This window comes from Runella salmonicolor, from assembly GCF_024158025.1.
Lineage (GTDB): Bacteria > Bacteroidota > Bacteroidia > Cytophagales > Spirosomataceae > Runella > Runella salmonicolor.
This window is the reverse complement of the sequence record NZ_JAMZEL010000002.1, coordinates 761169-786121: the sequence shown is the minus strand read 5'-3', so window position 1 is coordinate 786121 and position 24953 is coordinate 761169. Positions and strand designations below refer to the sequence as shown.

Annotated in this window: 22 protein-coding genes; 12 read left to right on the top strand and 10 right to left on the bottom strand. The window is 45.4% G+C overall.

The window, feature by feature from the left end:
* From NCI00_RS09185 to NCI00_RS09175, 3 genes are all read right to left on the bottom strand, one after another.
* The gene (locus NCI00_RS09185) at positions 1-1629 is read right to left on the bottom strand and encodes a hypothetical protein (protein WP_253526845.1); all 1629 of its coding nucleotides are present in this window, start codon (positions 1627-1629) and stop codon (positions 1-3) included.
* Positions 1629-3047 (bottom strand): DUF6056 family protein, encoded by a 1419-nt coding sequence (locus tag NCI00_RS09180; protein WP_253526844.1) that lies wholly within the window; start codon positions 3045-3047, stop codon positions 1629-1631. Before NCI00_RS09180 ends, NCI00_RS09185 begins: the two co-directional genes overlap by 1 nt.
* Positions 3048-3121: 74 nt before the next feature.
* Complete coding sequence (locus NCI00_RS09175) at positions 3122-4093, bottom strand: glycosyltransferase family 2 protein (protein WP_253526843.1); 972 nt, start codon at positions 4091-4093, stop codon at positions 3122-3124.
* Between the two features lie 242 nt (positions 4094-4335).
* Here NCI00_RS09175 and NCI00_RS09170 point away from each other — a divergent pair, with 242 nt between their 5' ends.
* The 3 genes from NCI00_RS09170 to NCI00_RS09160 all read left to right on the top strand — a co-directional run bounded on the left by NCI00_RS09170 (position 4336) and on the right by NCI00_RS09160 (position 6383).
* Positions 4336-5280, top strand: coding sequence for a 3-oxoacyl-ACP synthase III family protein (locus NCI00_RS09170; protein WP_166557820.1), 945 nt, complete (start codon positions 4336-4338; stop codon positions 5278-5280).
* A gap of 556 nt (positions 5281-5836) precedes the next feature.
* Entirely contained in the window at positions 5837-6055 is a 219-nt protein-coding gene (locus NCI00_RS09165) for an endonuclease Q family protein (RefSeq protein WP_253526842.1), read from the top strand.
* Positions 6045-6383 carry a type II toxin-antitoxin system RelE/ParE family toxin gene (locus NCI00_RS09160; RefSeq protein ID WP_253526841.1) on the top strand — a complete coding sequence of 113 codons (339 nt, stop codon included), beginning with the start codon at positions 6045-6047 and terminating at the stop codon, positions 6381-6383. The genes NCI00_RS09165 and NCI00_RS09160 overlap by 11 nt, the downstream gene beginning before the upstream one ends.
* Before the next feature lie 3 nt (positions 6384-6386).
* On the opposite strand, the gene NCI00_RS09155 is transcribed toward NCI00_RS09160, so the two are convergent.
* Complete coding sequence (locus NCI00_RS09155; RefSeq protein ID WP_253526839.1) at positions 6387-6578, bottom strand: hypothetical protein; 192 nt, start codon at positions 6576-6578, stop codon at positions 6387-6389.
* 123 nt (positions 6579-6701) lie between these two features.
* Positions 6702-7253 (bottom strand): phosphonate degradation HD-domain oxygenase, encoded by a 552-nt coding sequence (locus tag NCI00_RS09150; protein WP_253526837.1) that lies wholly within the window; start codon positions 7251-7253, stop codon positions 6702-6704.
* 73 nt (positions 7254-7326) lie between these two features.
* On the opposite strand from NCI00_RS09150, the gene NCI00_RS09145 reads away from it, so the two are divergent.
* Together NCI00_RS09145 and NCI00_RS09140 are read left to right on the top strand one after the other, a co-directional pair.
* Positions 7327-7644, top strand: a complete 318-nt coding sequence (locus NCI00_RS09145) for a nucleotidyltransferase domain-containing protein (protein WP_253526836.1) — start codon at positions 7327-7329, stop codon at positions 7642-7644.
* Entirely contained in the window at positions 7641-8024 is a 384-nt protein-coding gene (locus NCI00_RS09140; RefSeq protein WP_253526835.1) for a HEPN domain-containing protein, read from the top strand. The genes NCI00_RS09145 and NCI00_RS09140 overlap by 4 nt, the downstream gene beginning before the upstream one ends.
* 40 nt (positions 8025-8064) lie before the next feature.
* Here the strand turns inward: NCI00_RS09140 and NCI00_RS09135 are convergent, their stop codons facing one another.
* From NCI00_RS09135 to NCI00_RS09125, 3 genes are all read right to left on the bottom strand, one after another.
* Entirely contained in the window at positions 8065-10776 is a 2712-nt protein-coding gene (locus tag NCI00_RS09135; protein WP_253526834.1) for a bifunctional YncE family protein/alkaline phosphatase family protein, read from the bottom strand.
* Positions 10777-10870: 94 nt separating this feature from the next.
* Positions 10871-12373, bottom strand: a complete 1503-nt coding sequence (locus NCI00_RS09130; protein ID WP_253526833.1) for a SusD/RagB family nutrient-binding outer membrane lipoprotein — start codon at positions 12371-12373, stop codon at positions 10871-10873.
* Between the two features lie 80 nt (positions 12374-12453).
* A complete protein-coding gene (locus tag NCI00_RS09125; protein WP_253526832.1) occupies positions 12454-15672 on the bottom strand; it encodes a SusC/RagA family TonB-linked outer membrane protein in 3219 nt (1072 codons plus the stop codon).
* Positions 15673-15940: 268 nt separating this feature from the next.
* Between NCI00_RS09125 and NCI00_RS09120 the strand changes: the two genes are divergently transcribed.
* Positions 15941-16708 carry an HAD family hydrolase gene (locus tag NCI00_RS09120; protein WP_253526831.1) on the top strand — a complete coding sequence of 256 codons (768 nt, stop codon included), beginning with the start codon at positions 15941-15943 and terminating at the stop codon, positions 16706-16708.
* Complete coding sequence (locus tag NCI00_RS09115; protein ID WP_253526830.1) at positions 16692-17840, top strand: TIGR03364 family FAD-dependent oxidoreductase; 1149 nt, start codon at positions 16692-16694, stop codon at positions 17838-17840. The genes NCI00_RS09120 and NCI00_RS09115 overlap by 17 nt, the downstream gene beginning before the upstream one ends.
* Before the next feature lie 59 nt (positions 17841-17899).
* Here NCI00_RS09115 and NCI00_RS09110 read toward each other — a convergent pair whose 3' ends face one another.
* Complete coding sequence (locus NCI00_RS09110; protein ID WP_253526828.1) at positions 17900-18544, bottom strand: alpha/beta hydrolase; 645 nt, start codon at positions 18542-18544, stop codon at positions 17900-17902.
* Positions 18545-18618: 74 nt separating this feature from the next.
* Here NCI00_RS09110 and NCI00_RS09105 point away from each other — a divergent pair, with 74 nt between their 5' ends.
* The 3 genes from NCI00_RS09105 (at position 18619) to NCI00_RS09095 (ending at position 20634) form a co-directional block, all read left to right on the top strand.
* Complete coding sequence (locus NCI00_RS09105) at positions 18619-19026, top strand: hypothetical protein (protein ID WP_253526826.1); 408 nt, start codon at positions 18619-18621, stop codon at positions 19024-19026.
* 216 nt (positions 19027-19242) lie between these two features.
* Complete coding sequence (locus NCI00_RS09100) at positions 19243-19995, top strand: hypothetical protein (protein ID WP_253526825.1); 753 nt, start codon at positions 19243-19245, stop codon at positions 19993-19995.
* Positions 19996-20043: 48 nt separating this feature from the next.
* A complete protein-coding gene (locus NCI00_RS09095; RefSeq protein WP_253526824.1) occupies positions 20044-20634 on the top strand; it encodes a hypothetical protein in 591 nt (196 codons plus the stop codon).
* 445 nt (positions 20635-21079) lie between these two features.
* Here the strand turns inward: NCI00_RS09095 and NCI00_RS09090 are convergent, their stop codons facing one another.
* Positions 21080-23185 carry a TonB-dependent receptor family protein gene (locus NCI00_RS09090; protein ID WP_253526823.1) on the bottom strand — a complete coding sequence of 702 codons (2106 nt, stop codon included), beginning with the start codon at positions 23183-23185 and terminating at the stop codon, positions 21080-21082.
* 121 nt (positions 23186-23306) lie between these two features.
* Here NCI00_RS09090 and NCI00_RS09085 point away from each other — a divergent pair, with 121 nt between their 5' ends.
* Positions 23307-24224, top strand: a complete 918-nt coding sequence (locus NCI00_RS09085; RefSeq protein WP_253526822.1) for an AraC family transcriptional regulator — start codon at positions 23307-23309, stop codon at positions 24222-24224.
* Between the two features lie 197 nt (positions 24225-24421).
* Positions 24422-24874 (top strand): SRPBCC family protein, encoded by a 453-nt coding sequence (locus NCI00_RS09080; RefSeq protein ID WP_114461214.1) that lies wholly within the window; start codon positions 24422-24424, stop codon positions 24872-24874.
* Positions 24875-24953: the final 79 nt, after the last annotated feature.

The window sequence follows — 24953 nt, the reverse complement described above, 5'->3', positions numbered from 1 at the left end:
TTAGGGCCATTCAATGGGCTGATAAATCATGGCTTTGGCTTGGCCTTGCTTTACATAAACAAAACCTAACGAATATTTGCCTGCCGCAATGGCCTCATTGGGAATCAATACCAAACTACCTCCATCGTACCGACGAAACCAATTTCTCCCTTTGTAAAGATTGGGTTCTAATTTAAATAAATAGTTGCGGCTGTCGGAACGCAAAAAGGCGTACAAAGCAACGTCAAAACCCGAATCGTAAGAAAAATCGTCGGTAAATATAGACAATCCCTCCTCTTGCTTTGTAATGACAGGCTTGATTTTCAGGCTTGTATCGGCTTGGATTGCCTTTAAAGCGGGAGCCAAATCGGTTGGATAGTGGTACGTCATATTGTTGACGTGGTACTTCATCAACGTGTCGACGTAAAGGGCAGCGGATGAATTGGGGGTAAGGCCCAGTCCAAATCCATTGTGTTGTTGATTATAGGCAAAAGCAAGCAAAGTCTTGCGGCGCTCGCTGACGGTAGGCCAATAATGTAAAAAACTCAGTCCCCAGACCAAAATACTGAACCCAAGCGCGGCATTTAGCCATTTTCTTTTGAGCGGGAAAAGTCCCAAATAAAACCCATAGCTGACCATCATAAACAGCGCAGGATAAATTTTGTAATTGCTAACCAGCATCACAAAATACCCGAAACGGGGCCGTAAAAAGGCAATGATGGTGGCATTGGCGAGCAAATACGTGGATACTCCAATCAAAAAAAGCAGTAGCGTATTGGGGGCTAGAGCGTGTTTTTTATATAACCGCCACAACCGTACCACCACGATACCGAGCCAACTGGTCATAACCATGCCAAAAATAGTGGGCAGAACGGAGCGCTCGAACGTGCTGCGGTCGGGAAAGAAGTCGAAAAGCCCGCCAACAAATGTAAAAAAGCCGAAGAAAGTTTCGTGTGGATGTTGGAGAAAATACCCAAAACTAGACTCATTGTTAAGGGTTTGCATTCCGTAGAAGTACAAAAAGACCGCCACAATTCCCGCCAATAGCCAACTGCCCAACCACCGATAATTTCCCTGTAAAAACAAAATAACAAATCCCGCTGGCCAGACAAAGATGCCGTTGCTCATCGCAAAATTGGCACAAAGTCCCGTGAGTAGGGCCCACGCAAAGCGTTTTTGAGCCAAGAGATAGGACGTTAAACAAACAAAAAAGACAACAGGCTGGTGTTGTAGACCCGTAATGGCCCACAGCGAAGTCATGTGGTATTGCAACTGAAATAACAAGAACGGGAAGGGCAATAAATAAGCCCAAGGAATATTGTCTTGCCGAATGGCTCTGATAAAAATGGCGAAGGTACCGAGCGTAAAAAACGTGCCTGCCCAATGCAAAAACGTAAAATTAAGCGTTCCAAACAACCAAAAATACCCCAAAGCCGCCAGTTTTCCGAATACCATTCGGTGCTCGTTGTTGGGCTTGAAAAGTAATTTAATATAGGAAGCAAAATCAGTGGTTCGTTGCCATTCGCGTAAAAAATCTGGGAATGGGTCAAAGTCATCAAACCATGGCACATTGAGTGAATACCGGGCTATAATCAAAAGAAATAGACCAATCGGGAAAGAAGCAATAAGCCAAAAAATAATCCGACGCATCAAGGATTTGTTTTAAGTACAACTTCTTTTTTACCAAAATAGCCACCCATGCACTTAGCCCACCAGTGTTTGGGGTCGGGGTTGGCATCGTCCAAAAACAACGACTGGGGCCGGGCTTTGAGTGGCTCCACATACACACGGTCGCCGGGTGTGTTTTCGATGTATTCGTAGCGTTGTTTCAACTCTGAATCATAAGCGGCGGCCCTTCCGCGTAGCCAATCACCGTACACCATGCGGAAGTTTTGGCTAAAGAGCGCACTTACTACAATAAGTATGGCAAGTACCAATTTGATGGAAGGGGGTAAATACCAATTTTTTGCCCCCCCAAAATCCTGTTGATAAAAATATCGAACCAACACGGCAAGGCAATAAAACCAGCCAATCAGAAAATAAAGATAAATAGAGTTGATAACGCGGGGGGCTGGTTCAATACCGATACCATAGTAAGACGGGAAAATCTGGACGAATAAAATGCCAAAATAAGCCAACACCGCCACCCATAGCGGTACCGAAAAATAGCGCATCGTTTGCTGATTGACAAATATTTTTGGCAGTACTGCAATCCATAAAATTGTAAATACCAATAAAGGTGTTCGGGTCATCCACTCTATACTCAGTCGGGCCAATAATTTGATGGATTGCAGGGCAGAAAAGGGGATGTTTCTACCCTCTGGGTTGCCGCTCATGCGGAGGAGGTTGCCGGGTGAGGTAAAGAAAATATAGCACGAAATAGCGGCTACTGCCACCAAAAAGACCGCAAACCAATCCCAAGTACGGTTGATAACCAATTGATAGCCCCACCAGCCGGCCACCAATAGCACCATGATGGTCAGATTGGTTTCGCTGCATCCGATAACCGCAAACACCAAAAAGCCTGCTAAAACGGAGGTGAAATTTTTAAGGTTACCTTTTGGCAATTGATACCAGCGTAGCATTACCACGAGCCAATAAATGGTAAGGGCATTGGGAACGGTATACGTTACGAAGGCGGCCATCCAATAAAAGGCTTCGGCAATGCTGGCAATTTTAAGAATAAATAAGAACAACAATCCACCCACCAAACCAAACGCCCCAAGTCGGCTCCACTTGGGAAATACCTCTTTCGCTAAGGCGAAAAGGCTGCTCGTTAGTCCCAAAATTAAAAGGAAAGAGAGGAGTTTGAATCCACCCGGCCATTTGAGAATGAGCGGGTTGGAGTGATTCATCAGAATCCCAAAATAGCGCCCTGTCCAGCCAGTATAGTAAAAATTCATGGCCTCAAAATAACCGTATTTGAAAACGGTGTCAATATAACAGTAATCATCAACGGGCGAGGGATGATTGTAGCAAGCCAATGCCAACAACGGAATTAACACCAAAGTCAGTAATCCGATGTTAAAAAGATTCTGAAATAAAGGCTTTTGTAATGTTTTCAGCATTGGTTAAATTTGATAATATCATTAGTAAATAAACCCAAAGGGCCACAAAAAACCTCCAAAGCAATTTGTTCTTCTCACTTCTCACTACTCACTTCTGGCACTTCCACCACCTTTTCAATAATGTACCGGGGCCTTCCTTTGACTTCTTCATAAATCTTGCCAACGTATTCACCAATCAATCCAATGGCAATCATGTTGGCACCGCTAAAAAAGGTCATGGGCAATACTATTGAGGTCCAGCCCGCCACGGTACTTCCGTACAAGTACGAAATACCGATGTATACACTGACTGCCATAGCGATAAAAAAGTTGAAAAGACCGAAATAAAGCACCAGCCGCATAGGAAACGTACTAAAAGAAGTGACCCCGTTCCAGGCAAAAAGTAACATCTTTTTTAGTGGATATTTGGTCTCTCCCGCTTCTCGTTCCAATCGTTTGTAAAAAACTTTCTCCGAACGAAAGCCAATCAGCGGAATAATGCCCCTCAAAAACAGGTTTACTTCTTTGAAATGCGCAAACTCTTCCAATATACGGCGGTCCATCAACCGAAAATCGGCGTGATTAAACACGACGGGCACGCCCATCCAGCGCATCATGGTATAAAATGACTCGGCAGTGGTGCGTTTAAACCAACTGTCATTGCTGCGGTCATCGCGGACGCCGTAGACCACCATCGCCCCATCGCGGTGTTGTTCGAGCATTTTGCCGATGGCGGCGATGTCGTCCTGCAAATCAGCGTCGATGGTAATAAAACAATCGTAATCGTTGGTATAGTGTGTCAAACCAGCCAAAATAGCGCTTTGGTGACCAAAATTACGGGAAAGCTTTATGCCGATACTTTTTGGGTCATTCTGGCAAATGGTTTCGATGAGTTGCCACGTGCGGTCGCGACTGCCGTCGTTTACAAAACATATCTTACTTTCTGGCGCAATGAGCCGTTCTGCTTCCAGATGCGTATAATATTCTTGAAGAGTACGGTGGGTTTTCAGTAAAATTTCTTCTTCGTTGTAACAGGGAACAACAAGTAATAGCTTGGTTGGAAGCATTGACCTCGGTTTTCAGTATCGGGCAAAAATACGGTACATTCCGGAACGAAGCGTCATTCTGTTAATAGATTTTATTTATTGGTAGAAAATAAGGCTATTTTTTGAGGGCAGTTGGGAAAAAGGTGTTGAGTGAAATGGTAAATTATAATGACTTTGTTGTAAGATTTCAATATAGTGTGATATGATTTCTAGGAAATGTTTAACTTTCGGCTTTAAAAGTTTCGGTTTAAACCAACCACAGTATGTTTCTTCACCAAGTTGGTCACTACCTGCCCGAGCAAGTTGTTGACAACGAACATTTTACCAAGCTGAACGGCCTCTCGGACGAATGGATTGTACAGCGTACCGGAATTCAACTCCGTCGTAAAGCTGCCTCTGCCGAAAACTCTCACACCATGGGAGTAGAAGCGGTGAAGGCATTACTTGATAAAATTGAAATTCCTGCGAGTGAAATAGATTTAATTGTAGGCGCTACTTATACTTCATACGATACAATTGTAACGTTGGCTCACGCGGCCCAGCATTTTCTGGAAATTCCTGATATCCCCGTCGTCACGATTTCGTCGGCCTGCTCGTCGTTGCTCAATGCGATTGAAGTAGTGGAAGGGTACTTTGCCATGAACAAAGCCACCAAAGCGCTGGTCATTACGTCGGAACACAACACGGGTTATTACAACGAAACCGACACCGTCTCGGGGCACTTGTGGGGTGATGGTGCGGCGGCGTTGTTGATTACCAAAGAGCGTAGCAGCGAAGAAGATTTGGAAATACGCGCCTTGCTCACTGGCGGCGCGGCTACCAGCGGAAAAGCCACCGAAGCCGTGGTGCTTCGTCCCAACGAGCGAGGGGTGATTATGCCTTTCGGGCGGGATGTGTTCATCAATGCCTGTACGTACATGCCTAAGGCAAGTTTGCAGGTGTTGGAGCGGTGCGGACTGACGGTGCAGGATGTAGATTATGTATTGCCGCACCAAGCCAATTTACGTATCAGCATGAACGTCATGAATACGTTGGGGCTTTCAGAAGACAAACTTATCTCTAATATTCAATACTTAGGAAACACGGGTTGCGCGGGTTGCGCTATCGGTCTTTCCGAAAATTGGGAACGCTTTAAAAAAGGAGAACGAATCGTCATTACCGTTTTTGGTGGTGGGTATTCTTTTGGGGCAATGCTCTTGGAGAAATAAGTATCAAACAACAATGAAATACTGAAAAGGTGCGACTCAAGGTCGTGCCTTTTTTGGTTTGTAGTTTTTGAGAATTATGTTGCAGGGTTTGCGAGTGCTGGGCAGGCACTTAAATTTTGAACAGTATTTGCTTTCCGATATAACGCCGCCTTTGAAGTAAAAGAGGAATGGGAGACTTATAATCTTGGAGAAGTTTGTAAAATTCAAAGAGGTGAATTTTCGATAGTCCTTGAAAAGAACCCGTATTTTTTGGTAGACAATATCATTTTTTTTGAATGATATTGTCTACCAAAAGCAGCGCAAATAAATATCAATAATGAAATTTTGAAAAATGTTTAAATCTCGCTTCCCTCGCTTGCAGAGCAGGCGCAGATTGTGGCGGAGTTGGAGGCGGATATGGCCGTGGTCAACGGAGCCAAGCGGCTGCGCGAAAAAATGCAGGCCAAAATCAACGGAGTAATTGCCAAAGTGTGGGGGTAGGGGTTTAGTGAAAAAATCATTTTTCCGTAAAAACTTTTTATTTTTACTTCAAAAAAAGCGACAAACCACCCAAACCATGAGTACGGCACAGATTCTTTACAAACAATACAAGGCATTGCCCAAACGCTTGCAGAACGAGCTAAAGCAACTCATCAATGCCGAAGAGGAGGAGTTGGTCGAAATCAACCTGCCCGAGTTCAAAAAAGCCGTCAAGCAGGTAAAACTCCTGCGCGAGGGGAAAATACAGGCACGTCCAGTGAGCGAACTGATTAAAGAACTTGAAAATGGCCTCTAAAATTAAGTCATTGGCTTATTTTGACAGCAGGTTTAAGAGGCTTGCTAAAAAATACAAAACCTTGTCAAGTGAGTTGGTCGAATTTGCCGAAAGCCTATCAAATAACCCCAAACAGGGGGTTGATTTGGGCGGTGGATTTTATAAAGTCCGTATGGCCAGCGAAAGCAAAGGCGGAGGAAAGAGCGGTGGGTTTCGGGTCATCACCTATTACATCGAAAAAACCGAAGAGGGAGAAACGCTCTATTTGGTCACTATTTATGACAAATCCGAAATCAGCACCGTGAACCGCAAAACCTTACAGGAAATTGTCCAAAGCGAATTGGAGTAGCAGCTACATTTTAGCAATGATTTCTTCGACTTTGGTTTGAGGCAGTTCAAAGGTTTGGGCAATGGTAGCAGCATCCATGCCGATTTTTACCAATTTCTGCACAAACAAGATGGTCGCTTCTTCTTTGCCTTCAATCTTGCCTTCGATTTTGCCCTCGATTTTCCCTTCAAGCTTCATGGCTTCTGCGATAGTCATGGTAATGCTGTTTGTTTGAGTAGAAATGTTTCGAAATATATCAACGATTTTTGGCTTTCAAACACTGTGTGAAATCTTTCTATACGAATGCCTTTTTCTTCGTAGTTAAGTATTAGTTAACCCTCACCCCAACACCTCTTCGCACAATTTTAAGTATGTTTCCAAGTCAGGTTTGGGCAATCCGGTCACTTTGGCGGCCTCATCCCAGCGGCGCATTTGGATAATAAGCTCAAAATAAGGGTTTTGTTCAAAGGCGTTGGCTTCTTCGGCTTGCATGGGGCCACCCTGAAACTCCAACGTCTTGCGGCTCGCGTCGGACAACCCCGCGAAGTATTTGGGGTTTTTGTAGGTCAAATAACGCTTGGCATTGACGTGATTGGCGACAAGAATGCATACTTTTTCGGGAAAGCCCTGGTCGCGCAGCCAATCGGCGGCCACTTCTTCATGGTCTTTGCGGCCGTACATTTCCATGAGTTCTTCTTCTTTTTCGGCGGGCATCAAATGGCCGATGTCGTGCAAAAAAGCCGCGGCCTGTACTTCTTTGTCAAAGCCGCCTTTGCGGGCCAAATCAGCCCCCTGTGCGGCGTGTTCGAGTTGACTTACGTCTTCGCCATAGTATTGTTCATCGCCCTGTGACTCAAATAATTGACGAATTTCGGTGATGGATGAAGGCATGTTAGTGTTTATTTACGAAATTATTTATTTGTTTTTTAACTTTACAAGATGTTACTAATGAGAATTAAAGAGTATGATTAACAGAACCTTGCTGGATTCCTTAAAAAGCCAGTTGTCACAATTATACGGTGATACATTGGTAAAGTTAGTATTGTTTGGTTCTCACGCCAAGAATCAGTCAAATGCAGACTCTGATGTTGATATTTTAGTAGTACTGAATAAAACATCGGTTGAACCATTTAAAGAAATTGATTTTTTGACTGATAAAACGTACAGTTGGGCTATGGAAAATAATCTTATGCTATCGTTTGTTCCAATGAGTTTTGAGCAATACAAAATCGGGCGCACGCCTTTGCTCCACTTTATCCGAAATGAGGGGGTCGATTTATGAATCAGGAAGTTTATAAGTTTATAGATCAAGCCGATGATTTTTTGAAAGATGCTGAGTATTTGATGACTGGTGACCGCTACAAAGGTGTCGTTAATCGTTCGTATTATGCCATTTTTGCAGCAGTACAAGCATTGCTTTTTGCCAAAGATGAATTTTCTAAAACGCATACTGGAGTTGCTAACAAATTTTATTCACTTTATATCAAAACAAACATTTTTTCAACTGATTTTGGAAAGGTATTAAACAGAGCTTACCAAAAGCGTCAAACAGGTGACTACGACGCAGGTGCTCATATAACCTTTGAAGAAGCTGCGCAAGTATTGGAAGATGCTCGTTGGTTTTTGAACGAAACCCGTATTTATATTGACAAAAATCGGTAAGCTTGGAGAGGCAGTGGGTGCTATTTCACCCACTGTGTCCTTAGTTATTCTGCTGCCGATAATGCTCCCTGCGCTGCTCATTGGGGTCATCCATTTTAGGGCCAGGCTTGGCGGTTTTCCAGTCGTACGTTTTTTTGTAAATCTCCATCGCTTTGTCTACATCATAAATGCGTTTGTCAGGAATCAGCATTTGATACGGCGTAAAATCGGGCTTGTCCGTAAAAAAATCCTGAAGTAAGGAGGCCGTAGCGTCGTATTGGTTGACGTAGGGCACGCCCAGTGTATTATAAACTACTTTCAAAATGGACCCAAAATTGGCGTGGGTATGCGATACGTGCCCACGCTTTACGTAGGGGCCCGCCAGCATCAATACCGAGCGGTGCGCGTCGATGTGATCAACGCCTCCCTGCGGGTCGTCTTCGGTGATAACAACGAGCATATTTTTCCAATACGGCGTATGCGAAAGGAATTGTAAGATTCGGCCCAATGAAATGTCATTATCGGCCATAAAAGAATGGGGGTACGGGAATCCTGCTTCTGGACGGACGCCCGCGCCGTGGTCATTGGGAAGTTGGAGGGCAATCAGTCGGGGCAAATCTACTTTTTTGCCCTTTTGCGGACTCAGCCATTTTTCGGTAAATTCTTTCTCAAACTGGTCCATTCGAAGCCAATCAGGGATGTTCATGTCAAACCCAGCGTAGTTGCGTGAGGTATGTTCAAAAACAGCTTTTTGCAAAGGAAACACGACGGGCTGTCGTGCGCCGTATTCAAAATGGTTCCATTCTTCCGCAACGGCGGCAAACTCATTTCCTTCCCCAAAATTATAAAATGAGATTTTTTTGCGCTCTAAGGCTTCCCATAGTCCGCCAGTTTCGTTGTAGTCTTCGGGGTCAATCCCGCCCGTTGCTTTTGGGAAGCGCCGTCCGGGTGCTTTAGAGAATGCATTGAAGCTCGAAGAGTGATTGGAATTGGCTTCGACCCATTCGTTGGGGATGACGCCCATCATCCAATGGTGGCCGTGAATGGATGCATCAGAGTCGCAGTAAAAATTATCAGAATACGCAAATTGTTGGGCAATGCGCAGGTGATTGGGCATCACATCTACCTGACGCAAAGTGTCCGTCTTTGTCGTTACCGTCACATTTGTACCGTAGCGAGCGAGCGTTGGGTCACCTTTGGAAAGCTGCCCCAAGACTTCATCGTAAGTGCGGTTTTCTTTGGTAATGTACACAATGTATTTGATGGGGCTTGTCCGTGAGCCGGGCAGGGGAGGGAGGGGATTTTTGCCATCGTCGGTGATTGATACGGTCTCAAAGGTATTGTCGATGGCTTGTTGTGTCCATTTTTTCAATTCGGTGGGTGCTGGGAGCGTAACTTTTTGGAATGTTCCGAGTTGAATGTCGCCGATGTAGGTTCCTCGGTCTGGTTTTACAAAGCCGCTACCGCCGTTTTGGCCCGCGCCCAATCCCCGGGCAGAGACCACATAAAGATTTTTCTCATCGGGCGACAGTTTCACTTTGCTTGGTCCCCAACCCGTGGGAATCAATCCCTTTACGCGACGGGTGGTCAAATCAACCACGGCTACGGCATTGAAGCCCAAAAGAGCCACGTACAGCGTTTTTTCATCTTGGGTAAGCGCCATCCCGAAGGGCATCAATCCTCGGTATTTGTCAATGCTGGGGTGTACTTTCAGCGCGATATGTCCCGCGATTTTGCGCGTTTGGCAGTCAATAATCGAAATATTATCATTGGTGGCGTTAGAAACGTAGGCAAAGCGTTTTCCGACCGCAACGGAGTTGGGGCTTGCCCCGCCTACGATTTCGGCTTCCTCAATCATTTCCCCGATTTGATGTCCAGTTTTAAATTTCCCCGTGACTTTGTTGGTGGCTAAGTCTACCATCCAAACGCTCATGGCTTCGGGTACGAGTGGGCTACCCAAGCCCGGGATTTTTCGCTCTTCCACTTCTACGCCCTCAATGGATTCTTTGGTGAAGGTACCGTAAGGCGGAAACTTCAGCATCATGGTGTCTTTGTTTTTGGGCGTTACGCCCGGCACCAGTGGATATTCATATAAGCCGACGTTGGCCACAAATGCGTATTTTTTGTCGGGACTTAACGAAAGTCCAAACGGCTGCCGTCCTACGGGAATGGAAGCCGTAATTTTTTTGGTGGCCAAATCAATCCGCACCATTCTGAAATGCGCCCGGTCAAGTACCAATAGCTCATTTTTAGCGGAATTTATTACTAAGTCAGATGTAAAACTTTCTTCAAATTGCTGACCGTTAACGGGTTGGTTGAGTGAAATATCGTCAATTTTCTCCTTTTTTTCGGTGTCAAAAATGACGACATTCCCCTTGTCTCCGCCGCTCAAATACACAATTCTGGAATCGGGCGCAAAGGCAGCGCCCAAAAATGTGGCCCCTTTGAATGGGTCGGCAAACGTTTTGGCATAATCGGGAATGCGAAGGGCGTGGCGTGGGTGTTCGGCATCAATGAGCGAAACCGCGCCACTGTGTAGTGCCACGACCCGCCGTCCATCAGGACTGACGGCCAGTCCAAAAGGGTCGTTGGTGATGCGGAGGGTAGTGCCTACGGGTGTAACCCGCCGCCCACTGGGCAGTACTGAGTAGCCCCCTGTGGTGTCAATTTTGCAATATTCAGCTCGGCTCGGTACTTGAAGGGTTTTGATTGTACGGAGTTGTGACCAACTCAGGATTGGAAAAAGTACAATAAAAAGCGGAAGAAAGCGCATAGAATGATAGATTGAAGATGAGGGTTTAAAAGTAATAAAGCGGAGGAAAACTCCCCCGCTTTAGTGTTCATTTTTAACCTATGATGAAAAAATATTATTTCAAAATCCACATCATGTCGTTTATGTCGTCTTTGCCCGCAAACTGCGCTCCGATGGCCGATGTGTAGTTGGTGGCGTTGGTGGTGCGCTCGCTGTTTGGATACTGCCAACGCTTCGGAATGCGACTGCTGTTGCCTGTGCCTACGCCTACCAAGAAAGTAGGTATGCCTGTGCGACGTTGGTTATAAAATGCCTCTAAACCAGAATTTTGGAAGAATGCGAGGTATTTCTGCGTCAAGATTTGGTTTAAGCCCGTAGCGTTGTTGCCCGCGTATTTTACCAAAGCACCGTCGAGATAAGCCGCCAAAACAGGCGCTTCGGTGATGCCGTAATGGCTCATCGAGGCTGCAATGCCGCGCTTGTACCACTCGGCAGCGTCGCCCGTTGCCCAGCCACGATTGATGCCCTCAGCAATGTTGAAGCACATTTCGGGGTATCCAATGATAAACAGGGCCTCGCCCGTGTCGTTGGCGTAGTAGCGTGAGCGTTTCTGGAACGAATATTCACCGTTGAGGGCTTTGGTACTCATGTCCGACAAGTCTTCACCCGACGACGCACCCACGTAAGCCTCGTAATCGGTGGCTTTCAAGCCTGCTTTGAGTTTGGCTTCGGCGGGTTCGGCCACGGCAAAAATGCGCGGGTCGCGGCGTGCTACGAGCAAGTCCACGTAGGTTTTGGCCATGTTTTCGCGGGTAGCGTTGAAGCCAAAGTTCGACGGATTGCGGGGGTATTTGTTGATATTGTTAAACGTGTACTGCAAGTTGTCGGTCATGCTTGTCATCAACGGAAACTTGGTAGCGTTGCCCATCATTTCGGCAAAGCGTTGTTTTACCTGCAATTCACCGTCGGTGTCTTGTTTGCTCAAACTTGCCAACACGCGTAATTTGTAGGCATTCACCACTTTTTGCCACTTGCGCAGGTCGTTGCCGAGATAAATGTCGCCCGCCAAGTTGCGGTCGCCTTTGGCAATGAGGGCCGTGAGGTCGTCGTTTGCAGTGTCGAGCCACTTCAGGATTTGTACATACACAGCCTTCTGCGAATCGTACTTGGGCGTGGTCATTTCCAAACCTTTGAGGGCATCGTTGAGAGGTACATCGCCCACGCGCTTGGTCATGTCTTCGTAAAAATAAGCGCGGAAAAATTTGCCCAAGGCGCTGTAAGGGTTTTGGTCGGGCAAGCCGGCGCGTTTTGCTTCTTCTTCCATTTTAACCACGTTTTTCAACGTGAAAAATGAAAAGTCAGTCGTAGTCCAAGTGTATTCGTTGGTGGAGTAGTAGTTGTAGTTAGAGCAGTAAAACTGGTTCCAACGGGCTTTGTCGCCCCAAGCGCTGCCGCCGTTTACGTTGTTGTAGATATCGTTCAGCACCCCGTTGAACACCAACGAAGCGGGCGCATTTACGGCGCGGTTGGGGTCTTTTTCGATTACCTCAAAGTCTTGGCAGCCTCCAAAAACAATGGCGAATGAAAAAATGAGGGAATATTTGAGAATTTTTTTCATGATTTCAGTAAGTTTTAATGTTTTGAGTGATTGATTCTAAAGCGTTTGAACTTTAATCAACCAATGGCTCAAAACTGATTTTAGAACGTCAAATTCAAATTGAACCCGTAGCGACGGAGTGTGGGCGACTGAATGTCGGTGCTGCCTTGCAAACCAGCAAACTGGTCCAAATCAACGTCTTTTTTCTCGGCAAAATAGAGCAAGTTACGACCTACGATTGAGATGCTTGCTTGCTTAAAGAACGTTTTTTGCAACAAGCCTGAGGGTAAATTGTAACCAATCACGATTTCGCGGAGCTTACCAAACGAGCGGCTCATCATATTGCCACCGTTGGGGCTATACCGACGGCTGATGTAGTCTTGCAAAAACTGCTTGGTGGTGTTGGGGGCAAACTGCATTTCGGCGTAGTTGGTAATGTTGCCGTCGGCATCTACTTTAATTGGTACAGCGTTGGAGATAGTAACCCCCTCGCCTACGTACGACCGAACACCTTTGTAATCTTGGAAACGCGCCTCGCCCATGGTTCCCTCGATGGTGGCAATGTGACGCCCCCCACGGAAGGTCTGACGCTGCACGTAGTTGGAAATAACACCACCCACACGGCCGTCAAATTGGAAGCTAAAATTCCAGTTTTTGTAGTTGAGGCGGTTGTTTACGCTCCACACCCAGTCAGGATTGGAGTAACCCAACAACTGCCCGATGGGGTTAATGATGGGGCGTCCGCTCGCGTCGTTGATAAGTTGTCCGTCGGGTGAGGTATAGAACGTGTTGTTATAAATGGCATCAATTCGGTCGCCGATTTGGATAAAACGGTTGCCCGTGTTGCCACCAACGAAGTAGCTTGAAGGCAAGCGGTCTAAGTTGCCATATACTTCGGTCAGACGCTCCTTGAAAGTAGACCAGTTGGCCAGCACTTCCCAAGTAAAGCCGCGCAGATTTTTGATGGGTGTACCCGTAACCGAAATTTCAACGCCTTTTTTCTGGGTCTTGATCCCGTTTACCAACGCCGAAGAGTAACCTGTGGTATTCGAAAGTGGAAGGCTGAAAATCCGTGGGCCGTCGTTTGATACAAAATAGGCGGCATCAAACGAAAGACGGTTGTTCAAGAAACGCACGTCGGCACCTGCTTCCCACTGTGAGGTAGAGTTGGGCGCAAGGTTGGGGTTGTTGAGCGTGTTGGTATAATACGCGGCCGGCTGACCATTGTAAGCCAAAGGCGTGTTGTAAACGGCTGAGTTTTGATAACTCGGGCCATCGTAAGCTGACGCGTAGGTTTCGCCATAGCCTAAGTTAGCACCCGAAAACGATGACTGTGTGAGACCGTCTTTGACGTTGGCATAAGAACTCCGCAACTTCAAAAACGATACTGGGCCGAGGTTCTCGACCAAGTCAGAGATTACAAAACTTGCCGCTACGGAAGGGTAGAAGAAAGTATTATTACCTTTGGGCAGGGTTGAAAGTTGGTCCACCCGACCCGTGGTCGCGATTGTCAGGAAGTTTTTGTACGAAAAGTCAGCCGAATAATAAGCCGAATTTACGCCCATGTTGGAGCGGAAGTTTTGGATACGCACGGGGTTGGCTGAGTTGGCAAAGCTGTATACTCCTGGCACGTTTAAGTAATCGGTGGTCGTAAAATTGTAGTTAAAATTGAACGTACGCACGTTGCCACCCACAAAACCATTGATTGAGAAGTTATTGCCAATTTTCTTGTCGATTTTTACCAATAATTCGGTGTTGTTGTCAAACAAATTGCGCTGGTCTTCGCGGTAGTCTCCACGGCGCTCGTCGCGGCCATAGGTTCCCATCGAAAACGGAAATTTCTCGGTACGAAGGGTGTTCCAAGAAGAAACTTGGGTGCGAAGCATCGCCTCTACACCATCCGCAATTTGATACCTCATAGCTACCTGACCGATAATGTCGGTCTTGTTGTGGCTGCGTAGCCACTCGTACGCCATAAAGTAGGGGTTGTTGTAGCGCTGGTACTCGGCATAAATCTGCTGTACACCTTCCTTGCCAGGCTGCCAATAGTTGCGCATGTCGTCCATTGACCAGTCGGCACCCGCCCACATGATAATGTTGTAAATCATGGAGTTAGGGCCATAGTTTACGTCGGGGAAGTTGGGCGAACTTTGGTAGTTGTACTGCAAGTTTGACTCAAATTTGAGTTTCTTGCTAAACTGATAATCAAATGAAGTGTTGAAGGTAGTGCTGTTGAGCTTGGTGTTGGGCACAATCCCTTTTTGATAAGTATTTGACAACGAAAAGCGCGCGTTGTATTTTTCGCCTGAGGTCGAAACCGCCACGTTGTTGGTCGAAAGTACGCCTGTTTCTAAATAGCGAGTGAGGTTGTTTTTGCCGCGTGCCAACCAAGGCGTAGGAATTCGCTTACCCGTAACTGGGTCAATGGGGCTGTCGTATTGAGCAATGAGCTGCCCCTCAAATTTGGGGCCCCACACGTCGTAATCGCCGTCGTTTTTACCGCCACCACGACCGTCCACAAACTCATATACGCCGTGGTCGCCCGGGCCATACTCGTCCTGCACTTTGGGAATGGTCAAAAACGACTGGTCAAACATGGTCGAGGAGTTGAAGTCCACCGCAAAGCCGCGCTTGTCTTTTGAGCCGCGCTTGGTTGTAATCAAAATAGCACCGTTTTTGCCCCGGAAACCATAAAGTGCCGAAGCCGATGCACCTTTGAGCACCGAATAGCTCTCTATATCGTCGGGACTGATGTTCCAAGTGTCGGAGTTGATAGGTACACCGTCCACCACGTACAGTACGTCGCTGTTACCGCGTAAAATCACCTGCGGGCGGCGGAGCATCTCAGCACTGGGGGCTACGGTCAAACCTGCCACTTTGCCCACTAAGCCTTGCACAGCGTTGGGTTCGCGGGCTTTTACGGTCTGGCTGGCATCAATTCCCTGAATCGAAACACCCGTACGACGAATGTCCTTTTTGATACCGAGGGCGGTTACGACTACTTCTTGGAGTTGTTTGAAGTCTTGACTCATTTTCAAGTCAATTACGGAGCGATTTCCGACGGTTATTTCCTGAGCAACATAACCCACAAATGAGAAAACCAAAACATTCTCGGGCGAAACATTGATTTGAAATTTACCCTCACCGTTGGTATTTACCCCCCGGTTTGTTCCTTTCACAATAATACTTACGCCCGGTAGCGGGCTGTTGTCGTCGGCAGTCACTGTACCTGTGACCGCATTTTGTGCCATGGCGCCAAAAGTAAGCATCAATAACAATGCAAATACTTTTAACGCGAGTTGTGGTAGTTTTTGTAACATACAATAGAGTGTTTGAGAAGAATGAATGAAAGATGTATTCGGATATATTGGCTGGTATATCTAGCAAATGTATCAGTGTAGTATTACTTAAAAATTAAGCTGGTGTTAAGTTAATGTAAAGAATCGTTGTTTTGTAAGTAATAATCTGATAAACAGTGGATTGAAAATAAGTGTAAGCGCTGAAACAAATGAATTGAATAAAAGTTTTGTTTAGTATAAATATTTTTTTAGACCTTTGTGTTTAAACTTTTAATTAGTCTTAACTAAAATGAGTCAATCAATCGAATTAGTCGTTTTGGACATGGCTGGAACGACCGTAGCCGACCAGCATGAGGTGGAGGCCTGCTTTGCAAAAGCAGCGCGTATGTCGGGACTCGAAGCTTCTGACGAAGCAATTTTGGCAGCACAGGGATTATCAAAGCGGTATGTATTTCAGTTGTTTTGGAGAGCCCAGCTCGGTGAGTCTCATCCAGATGTAGAAACCCAAGTTGATAAGTCGTACGCTATATTTAAAGAAGTACTGGAAGCACATTATCAGACTCAGCCCGTTTTTCCGACCGACGGCTGCCTGAAGCTGTTTAGTTACCTTAAACAAAATAACATTAAGATTGCCTTGACGACGGGTTTTTACCGGGTCGTGACCGATATTATTTTGGGCCGTTTGGGCTGGCTCGAAGGCTTGGACGAAAACCGCCTTGGCAATGAATCCACCATTATTCAAGCATCCATTGCCAGTGATGAAGTGGAGCATGGCCGCCCTGCACCGTTGATGATTCAAAAAGCCATGCGCCTTTTAGGAGTCTCCGACCCTAAACAGGTGATTAATGCCGGTGATACGCCTTCTGATTTGCAATCGGGTCATGCCGCAGGCGTTTTGTTGAACTTAGGTGTAACGAACGGTACGCACACCGTCGAACAGCTCATAGGCCATCCACACGATGCGCTGATTGGCTCGATTGACGAAATTATTAATCTAATAGAAGGAATTAAAGAGGGCCGCCCAAGCGGCAAAAAAGCGGATGCGTACTCATTTTGACCTAATTGTGGTTGGGGGTGGAATCATGGGGACTTTCCATGCATACCATGCCGCCCGACAAAATAAATCAGTATTACTCTTAGAAAAGGATAATTTTCCGGTGGGTGCAACCGTCCGAAATTTTGGACAAGCGGTTCCCTCTGGGTTGGCTGGAAGATGGTTTCATTACGGCCGACGTAGCTTGGAATTGTACCAAGAACTTCAAACTAAAACCGATTTAACCGTTCGCAAAAACGGCTCAGTCTACATCGCTTCTGATGCCGATGAGTGGCAGTTGGCCAATGAATTGTATGATTATTATCAGAAAATCAACTACCCTTGCGAGCTGTTGAGCCGGGAGAGTTGCCTAGAGAAGTATCCTTACTTACAAAAGGAATATCCCGTAGGCGCGGTGTTTTTTCCAGGTGAATTAACGGTTGACTCCCCGAAATTGATGAAACAGTTTTTGGCGTATTGTTCGGAACAAGAGGGAGTTACGTACATCAACAATGCCACCGTGGTGGAGTGCCAATCCTCAAACGGAAAAGCCACCGTGCGGCTTACGAATCAAAAGACGTTTGAAGCCAGCAAAGTGCTCATCTGTAACGGACACGAGTTTCGGATGCTTTATCCCGAACTGTTTGCCCAGAGTGGATTGATAGTCAGTAAATTGCAGATGCTTCAGACCATTGCTTTTCCAGAGTTGGACATGAAGGGGAATATTCTGACGGGATTGACCATTCGGCGTTATGAGTCTTTTCAGCAACTCCCTTCGTACGCCAACCTTACAACCCCCACCCATTATGAGGAACTTAAAAAGTGGGGGATTCACGTGCTGTTCAAGCAGGCGTTGGATGGCTCGGTGGTGGTGGGCGACTCACACGAATACGCAGGGGCGCAAAACGTGGATGATTTGGGCTATCATATCAACGATTACATCAATCAGTTGATTATTGACGAGGCCAAGCGCATTGTCAGTTTCCCCGTTGAAAAAATGCAAATGAGTTGGGCAGGGTTTTATAGCCAAACCTCCGACGAAATTTACGAACACGACATTGATGACCATATTCGTATCATTACGGGCATTGGCGGAAAAGGAATGACTTCCAGCGGTGGATACGCCGAGGAAAGCATTACCCGTCTGTTTTCTTAATCCTAAAATACAGGACGCTGATTGGAGGGGATTATCCTGAAAATCAGCGTTCTATTGTTTCAACGCTTCAGTTGCTTCAACACTTCTCCGTCAATGGTATGTTTTCCGTCAAATGTAACTATCTGCAAATGAGGGATGCTCGCCTTTATGCCGGCTTCGTACTTGGCTAAATCAACCTGAACCAAATATTCATCTTGCGTGCCGTAAACCAACGTCGTCGGAACGTTAGATAATTTAGCGGGGTCGATTACATCGGCCACGCCGTTGCCAAAGAAACCCGCCCAAATTATCACCCTGTCGTACCGAACATGGCCATTGTTAAGCCAGCGTAGCAGGGTGGCATTCCCCTGCGAAAATCCTAGCATATTGATTTGAATGTCATCAAGATTTCGTTCTTCGAGCAAGGTATAGTACAATTGATTGAGGTAAAAAATGTAATCGTCGATTTCGTAAGCGCGCTCTTCTTTCGTCATCCAAGTAGCGCCAACGCGCCCACTGACACCTTGTAAATAAAAACGAGAGAGTGCTTCTGGTGCAACGATGACGGTTTGGCTATCGTTTAGAACATCAAATTTTTTGATAAAGAATTGGGCTAATTGGCCATAGCCGTGAAGAACAAACCAAACTTGTTTTGTGTGCGCATTGAGCGTCCCCAACGTGAAATACCGGGCGGTTCGTTTGACTTGCAGGTGGTGTTCTTGCATAATTTGAAGTATATTTGCCGCACCTAAATGGGCGCTTGCGCAAGTTATTCGTTATTTACAAATTGTTGTTTTTTATGAACCGGAATCTTTCTTTTTACCTTATTTTAATTGTTTTAGTGGTCGTTGACGCGTGGCTTTTGGCCCATCCCAACCTACTGGGGAAATTAGGGGTTTTGGTTTTTAAATACGATATGATCCGAACGTTCCCCCGGGCCTTGGCAACGGTTGGAATCTCCGCTTTGATTAGCACACTCATTGTTGCTTTTATGCCCAAAGCGGGTAAACAAACGGCCCTTATTGTTTTAGGAATCCTTACGGTTGGCTCGATTGGGTTGTTAATCAATACGATAATGAAATTTTCTTCGGGCTCTTATGCCATGACGGGAGCGGGCTTTAAAACAGGAGCCATCCTGATGCCGATTATTTTACTATTGATTTTTGGAAATGGCTTGTTAGAGACTCTAAAGCTTAAAAAAGCCTAAGAGGGCTTGATATCCCAAACGGTTTAGGGCTTTTCTGCTTCCATTCAGCCTGTTTTTTCTACGCCTGAGCTACGATAAATTGAGTTCCTTTTACTTTTTTCTGACTTTTGATGTGTCAAAAAGGCAGTCGGTATCGTTGTATTACCGATAACTAAGATTATAAGTCTCTATGCCTCAGAGAAGTATATCTTTGCTCCTGATTACAATTTAACAGCTATGAAAAAGATAAAGTACACCTTAATTTCGTTGGCGATTGCCATTGGACTGAAAGCCTGTTGGGTTAAAAACGACAGTCAAATTGCGTTGAAAGGTACATTTTTGAACGAATCGTACCTCGCACATGCTTCCGATACGCTTTTAAGCGCGATTCCCTTTTATTGTACCGAATTGGTATTCGACCGTCCCGACAGTGTTTTGGTTCGAAATGGCGTGGAAGAGTATCCGTTAAAATACGAAATCAAACAGGATACCTGCTTTGTGAAAAATGCGTATCAACATCAGGGTAAACTGCGGGATTTAGTGTTGATTTTGTCGTCAGATACTTCGTTTGTGGCTTTAGAACAGGAGTTTACGGGCCAAAGTCAACCTGCGTCTTTTCGGAAAACCTCCATTTTTAAGGGATTTGAATATGGCTTAAATAAGGCAACCGTGGCTGGAAAGTATGCCATCGTTGATGCCGCTACCCAAAAAGAAATAGTGGTCACGTTTACCGCAGATGGTCGAATTGAAGGACTACCAGCATACCAAAAATTTTCGGTATGTTATTCAGGCGATTGTATTTCGGAGCCTCAGGAAGCATCTAATGTAATCATGCTAGAAAACGCCCAAAAGGAGATTGAATTTGCTGTTTGGCGGTTTGATAAGTCGACAAAACGCCTGACTATTTCAAAACTGGCGGAGCCGCAGCCTGACATCAAAGGTGAAAGAGCGATTCAATCAACGCTGCTGGAAGCTGGAAAAATCAGTTAGAACTGAGGTGATTAACCTACTTATTTTATTATCCCATTTAGTACAGCCATGAATTTAAAAATGACCTACGTTTATTTGCCGTTGATTTTTCTGCTTTTTATCACGTTGGGGTGTAAAACCGAGGCTGAACAAACCAACAAAAAAAATGCTACGTCCATGAAGATAACACAAACTTCGGCCGTAGAAAAGACAGCGGAGGTAGAACCGAGGATGAAGCCTTTCGCTTTGACCTTCAGGGATTTGGTTGAAAACGGTCGGTTGCATAAATTACCAACATTGACCCAGAAAGAAATCGCTACTTATTTCGTGGAAGCCATTGATGAAAACTTTACCGAAGAGTACAAGTATCATCTTGTGGACGAAATCGTTACGGCGACCAATGCGCGAATGCTGCTTATAGCCCGGGAATACGACAATGAAAACACCGTTTGGCTGTGTTTGTATGACAAAAATCATAAAATTCTGAATGCCAAAGAGGTGTATTACGACAACGCTGAGGGAAACTATCAGGTAGAAGCCAGCCTAAAAAATGATACGCTGACGCTTTTTATGGAGGATGTCAACGAAGGAAAATATACCGAGAAGTATACTTTCGAAAAAGATTTTAAAATCAAGCAGTTAAAAAAAAATAGTAAATAAGAGTATTGTCGTCACTCTAGTGTAGTGGTGCAAGTATTTGATTTTGAATAATTTAAGTGGCAAGTAGGGTTGAATGTTTGCAAAAAAAACAGGCCTCAACTAAAAGTCGAGGCCTGTCCAACCCATACAGCCATTTTAAAAATATTTTACTTAACGTAAGTTTCTGTTTCGAAATTGTGTTATAACTTAATTTGTCATAACAATTAAATAACAAAGCTTCCCCTCTAAAAAGTTCCCAATTGTTATGCATTACAGAGAGAACAGGATTTTACCTATTTTGTTTAAAACTTTTGCAAGGTAGCAAAATAGTTGAATCCAACAAATGTACATTAATCGTAATTTTTTTAGCCTCTGATGCGACAAACTCGCCCAAAAAAGCGTCGAAAATTGGAATCTTAATTCCGAAGGTTAGACAGTTTATTGTCGTAAAAGTTTAACAATTTTGTTACGATTTTTTTTGAATATTTACTTTTGCCCCCCCAAACCAGAAGCGCCCCTGAGCGGGTTCAAAATAACGTCCGTTGGCGGCATTGATTTGAACGTTTTGAAAATAAATGGTATTCAGTAGGTTGTTTACCCCTACAAAAGGCTCAATTCCTAAACGCCCAGCGCGAAAAGTCCCCCCAATTCTTAAATTTAGGTTGGTATATCCATTGGCAGTTACGGCGTTGGCGTCGTCGGCGTAGAGGTCAGAAGCATGGCGTACTTGCGCAATGGCAAACAAACCCGACGGTCGGAAGTACCTTAATTCGGCTTGAGCGGCGTGTTTTGGAATGCCAGGTAGGATATTGCCGTCAAATTCACCCGCCGTGGTTTTATAAGTTTTGTACTTGAAATCAGAGTAGGTATAGTTAGAAAACAAAGACAGTCCTTTGGCCAAAACCGTGTTAAAACTAAGCTCAATTCCCTGACGGCGCGAGCTTCCCGCATTGCGATAAAAAACGCGTCCCGGCTGCCCAGTGATTTGATACGGCACCAATTCATCTTTTACATTGATGTTGAACAAGGCCACATCTACCCGCACGCGAGGGCTCAGAAAGGTTTTGGCGCCGATTTCGTAATTGGTGGCGCGTTGGGGCGTTAATTCAGGGTTTAGACCGCCCGTTCCCGATGGATTGTTGGAGAGTTCGCTGAGCGTGGGTGTCTCAAAACTCGTGCCCAAATTGGTGTATACATTCACCTTCGAAGACAGTTCGTAAGAAACCCCTAGGGTAGGATTGAGGCGGCTGTATTGCCGTTTACCCGATTGGTCGCCGTCGCTCAAGAAGGCATCTTCGGCTTTCATCCGAATGGCATCCGAGCGTAAGCCAGTGAGGAGGGTTGCTTTGCGAAAAGAAAGTTCTTGGGTAATGTAGGCGGCAATGTTTTTGAAAGATTCGACCTGGTCAAACGTAAGTTTTCCGCGTGTGCCCGTTAGGTTATCAAACCGGCGGCGGGTATCGGCCTGCGTTTCAAAATCCGTGCCTAGTCGGAAACGATAGTTCAGCTCCCCAAATTGTTGGGTGTATTGGTACTGCCAGCTTGCTCCCGCAAACGTACGATTGATGGTCCCAGCGCCTGCAGCCTGAAACGCAAGGTAGTTGGCAAAGTCACGTTTTGTGCCAAAAACACGCGCAAAAATCAAACTCTTGCCCATCCGCTTTTCGAAAATAATGCCGATACGCCCCTGATTTACGGATTCTGACGCCAGAAAACGAAGGTTATTGGGGTGCGCTTGACGACGATTTTCGTTTACCTGCGCCAAAGTAAGCCCGCCCGGATCGTCGGCTTCGGGGCTGGTGCCGTAATTGGCCAATATCGAAAGGCGGGTCAGCGAATCGAAATCATAACGGAGTTTCAAGTTAAAAATACTACTCACCATGCGACTGTTGCCGCGATAACCATCTGATTGGTTGTGTGTTCCGATAAAAACGTACTGGAACTTGCCTTTTTGCCCACCCGTTTTTACCCGAAAACTCTTAAAGCCGTAGGAACCCACGGTGGCTTGTCCTTCTACCAATGGCATATCGGCGGCGTTATCGGTTTGTAGGCTGATGATTCCCCCTGCCGCGTTTCCAAACAATCCCGATGAAGGCCCACGCATTACTTCCAACCGACGCATAGCACCCATGTCCAAGTTGTCGACGTCGGCTTGCCCGTCGGGGGTTGATTCAGGAATTCCATCTACCACCAATCGAATGCCACGAATCCCAAAAGCCGCCCGGGCACCGAATCCACGAATAGAAATCCGTAAATCTTGGTTGAAATTGTCGGGATTTTGGGCAAAAAGTCCAGCCACACCACCCAATGATTCAAACAATGAAAGTTGGGGTTGTCCAATCTGAATTCGGCTACCATCCAAAACCGTGAGGGCAGCGGGCAGGCGTTTTTCGTTGGTCTCCAAGCGCGTAGTGGTGACGGTGACGGGCGCGAGCGACAAAGTTTTTAGCGAATCTTTTTGTTGAGCAAGACTGGTAAACGAAAATAAAATACAGGCCACAGCGCTCAGCCCTGAACAGAAAGCAGGAAATGAACACTGGCGAAAAGTATAAACCGATAGATTTAAGGACATACGAATTTGTTGTAAAAAGGTTGGTGTTGTTTATTTGTGGAAATAATTATAAAATTGTAAGGATTTGTACTATTAATCAGGCGGCGCAGTCGAAAAGCGTTTTAAATAGGATGTTTTCTTTATGAACACTTTTAATTTATCCCATCATCTTCAGTCGCGCAAGTTAGAGCTTGTTGTTGAAAATCGCACCGCCTATACCCTCGAAAATGCCGAGTTGAACATTTATGAAACGCACCAAATTGCCAAAAATGTGGAGCTGACTTTCAGTAATCCCGTATTGGCAAGTATGATTCGGGGCAAAAAAGTGATGCACCTCGATAATTCACCCTCGTTTGATTTTCTGCCGGGCGAATCCGTCATTGTGCCCGCCGACCAAACCATGCGCATTGATTTTCCCGAAGCCCATTTTGATAATCCAACCCAGTGTTTAGCGCTGGCCATTTCTCCTTCCAAGATAAAACAAATAGTTGAAACCCTTAACGAAAAGGCTCCCTTGGTGGACAATCAACAAGGATGGCAATTTACGAACGAGAATTTTTACTTCACCAATGAGAATTCCATTCATCTGCTCATTCATCGTTTGATTTACATCTTTACAGAAAACAACGAAGCAAAGGATTTTTTTGCTAATCTGGTGCTGCAAGAGCTTATCGTGCGTTTGATGCAGACCAAAGCCCGTAATGTATTGACCAACCACTTGCCGCAATTGGCCAATACAAATCGTTTGGCTTTTGCCGTCAAATATGTTCAAGACAATATTCACAAAAATCTAACCGTCCGGGAGTTGGCCGACAAGGCCTGCATGAGCGAGCCTAATTTTTTCCGTTGTTTCAAACAGCAATATGGTATCACGCCCGTAGAATACATCAATCAGCAGCGTATACAGCTGGCAATCAAGCTGCTGCGAAATACGCAGTACAGTATTGCCGATATTTGTTTTGCGTGTGGGTACAACAACCTTAACTATTTTCTGAAAGTGTTCAAAAAAGCGGTTGGAACAACTCCCGCTAACTACCGCCGCCAGTTTATTGTCTTCTGATTCTTGCTCAACGCTTCGTTAAACCCATCTCACGCTGTCTTTAGTCTTTAGTTGATAGGATAGTTCTATTTTTTAAGATGATTGTTTAAGGTCATACAAGGGGTGTTTTTTACATTTGAATATTATTTTATCAATAAATTTTATAAATTTATTGAGCAGGTTAAACGACATTACCCTAAATTTAAATCTTATATTAAATGGAACTAAACGGTAGTTATATTCTTCCTGCTTCAACGCAGAAAATCTGGGAGATGCTCATGAATCCCGATACGCTAGCAAAAGTGACGCCTGGTATATCGCGGTTAGAATTAGAAAGTGAAAATGTGTACAAAGCCATTGCCGAAGTGAAAATTGGCCCTGTTTCAGGGAAATTTGAGGGGAAGGCGGAAGTGCTTCACCCCGTGGCCGCCGAAAGCTTTACCCTGAATGTTCATCAAAATAGTAAAATTGGTAACGTATCAGCCCACATTAAAATGCACCTGAAAGCGGTTTCAGAACATGAGACCGAGCTTTCTTTTGCGGGCAAAGCACACATGTCGGGGCTGTTGGCCCGTACTGGCAACCGCGTGATGAGTGGCGTAGCCAATACCCTTACGAAGCAATTCTTTCAGAATTTCGAGGATGAATTGGCGGCAAAAGCAGAAGTATAAACGGTTTTTTTCTCCTGTGTTTTTGACTTTGTTTCGTTCATGATTTTAAATACTTATTTGATAATACCCTAAAAACCAA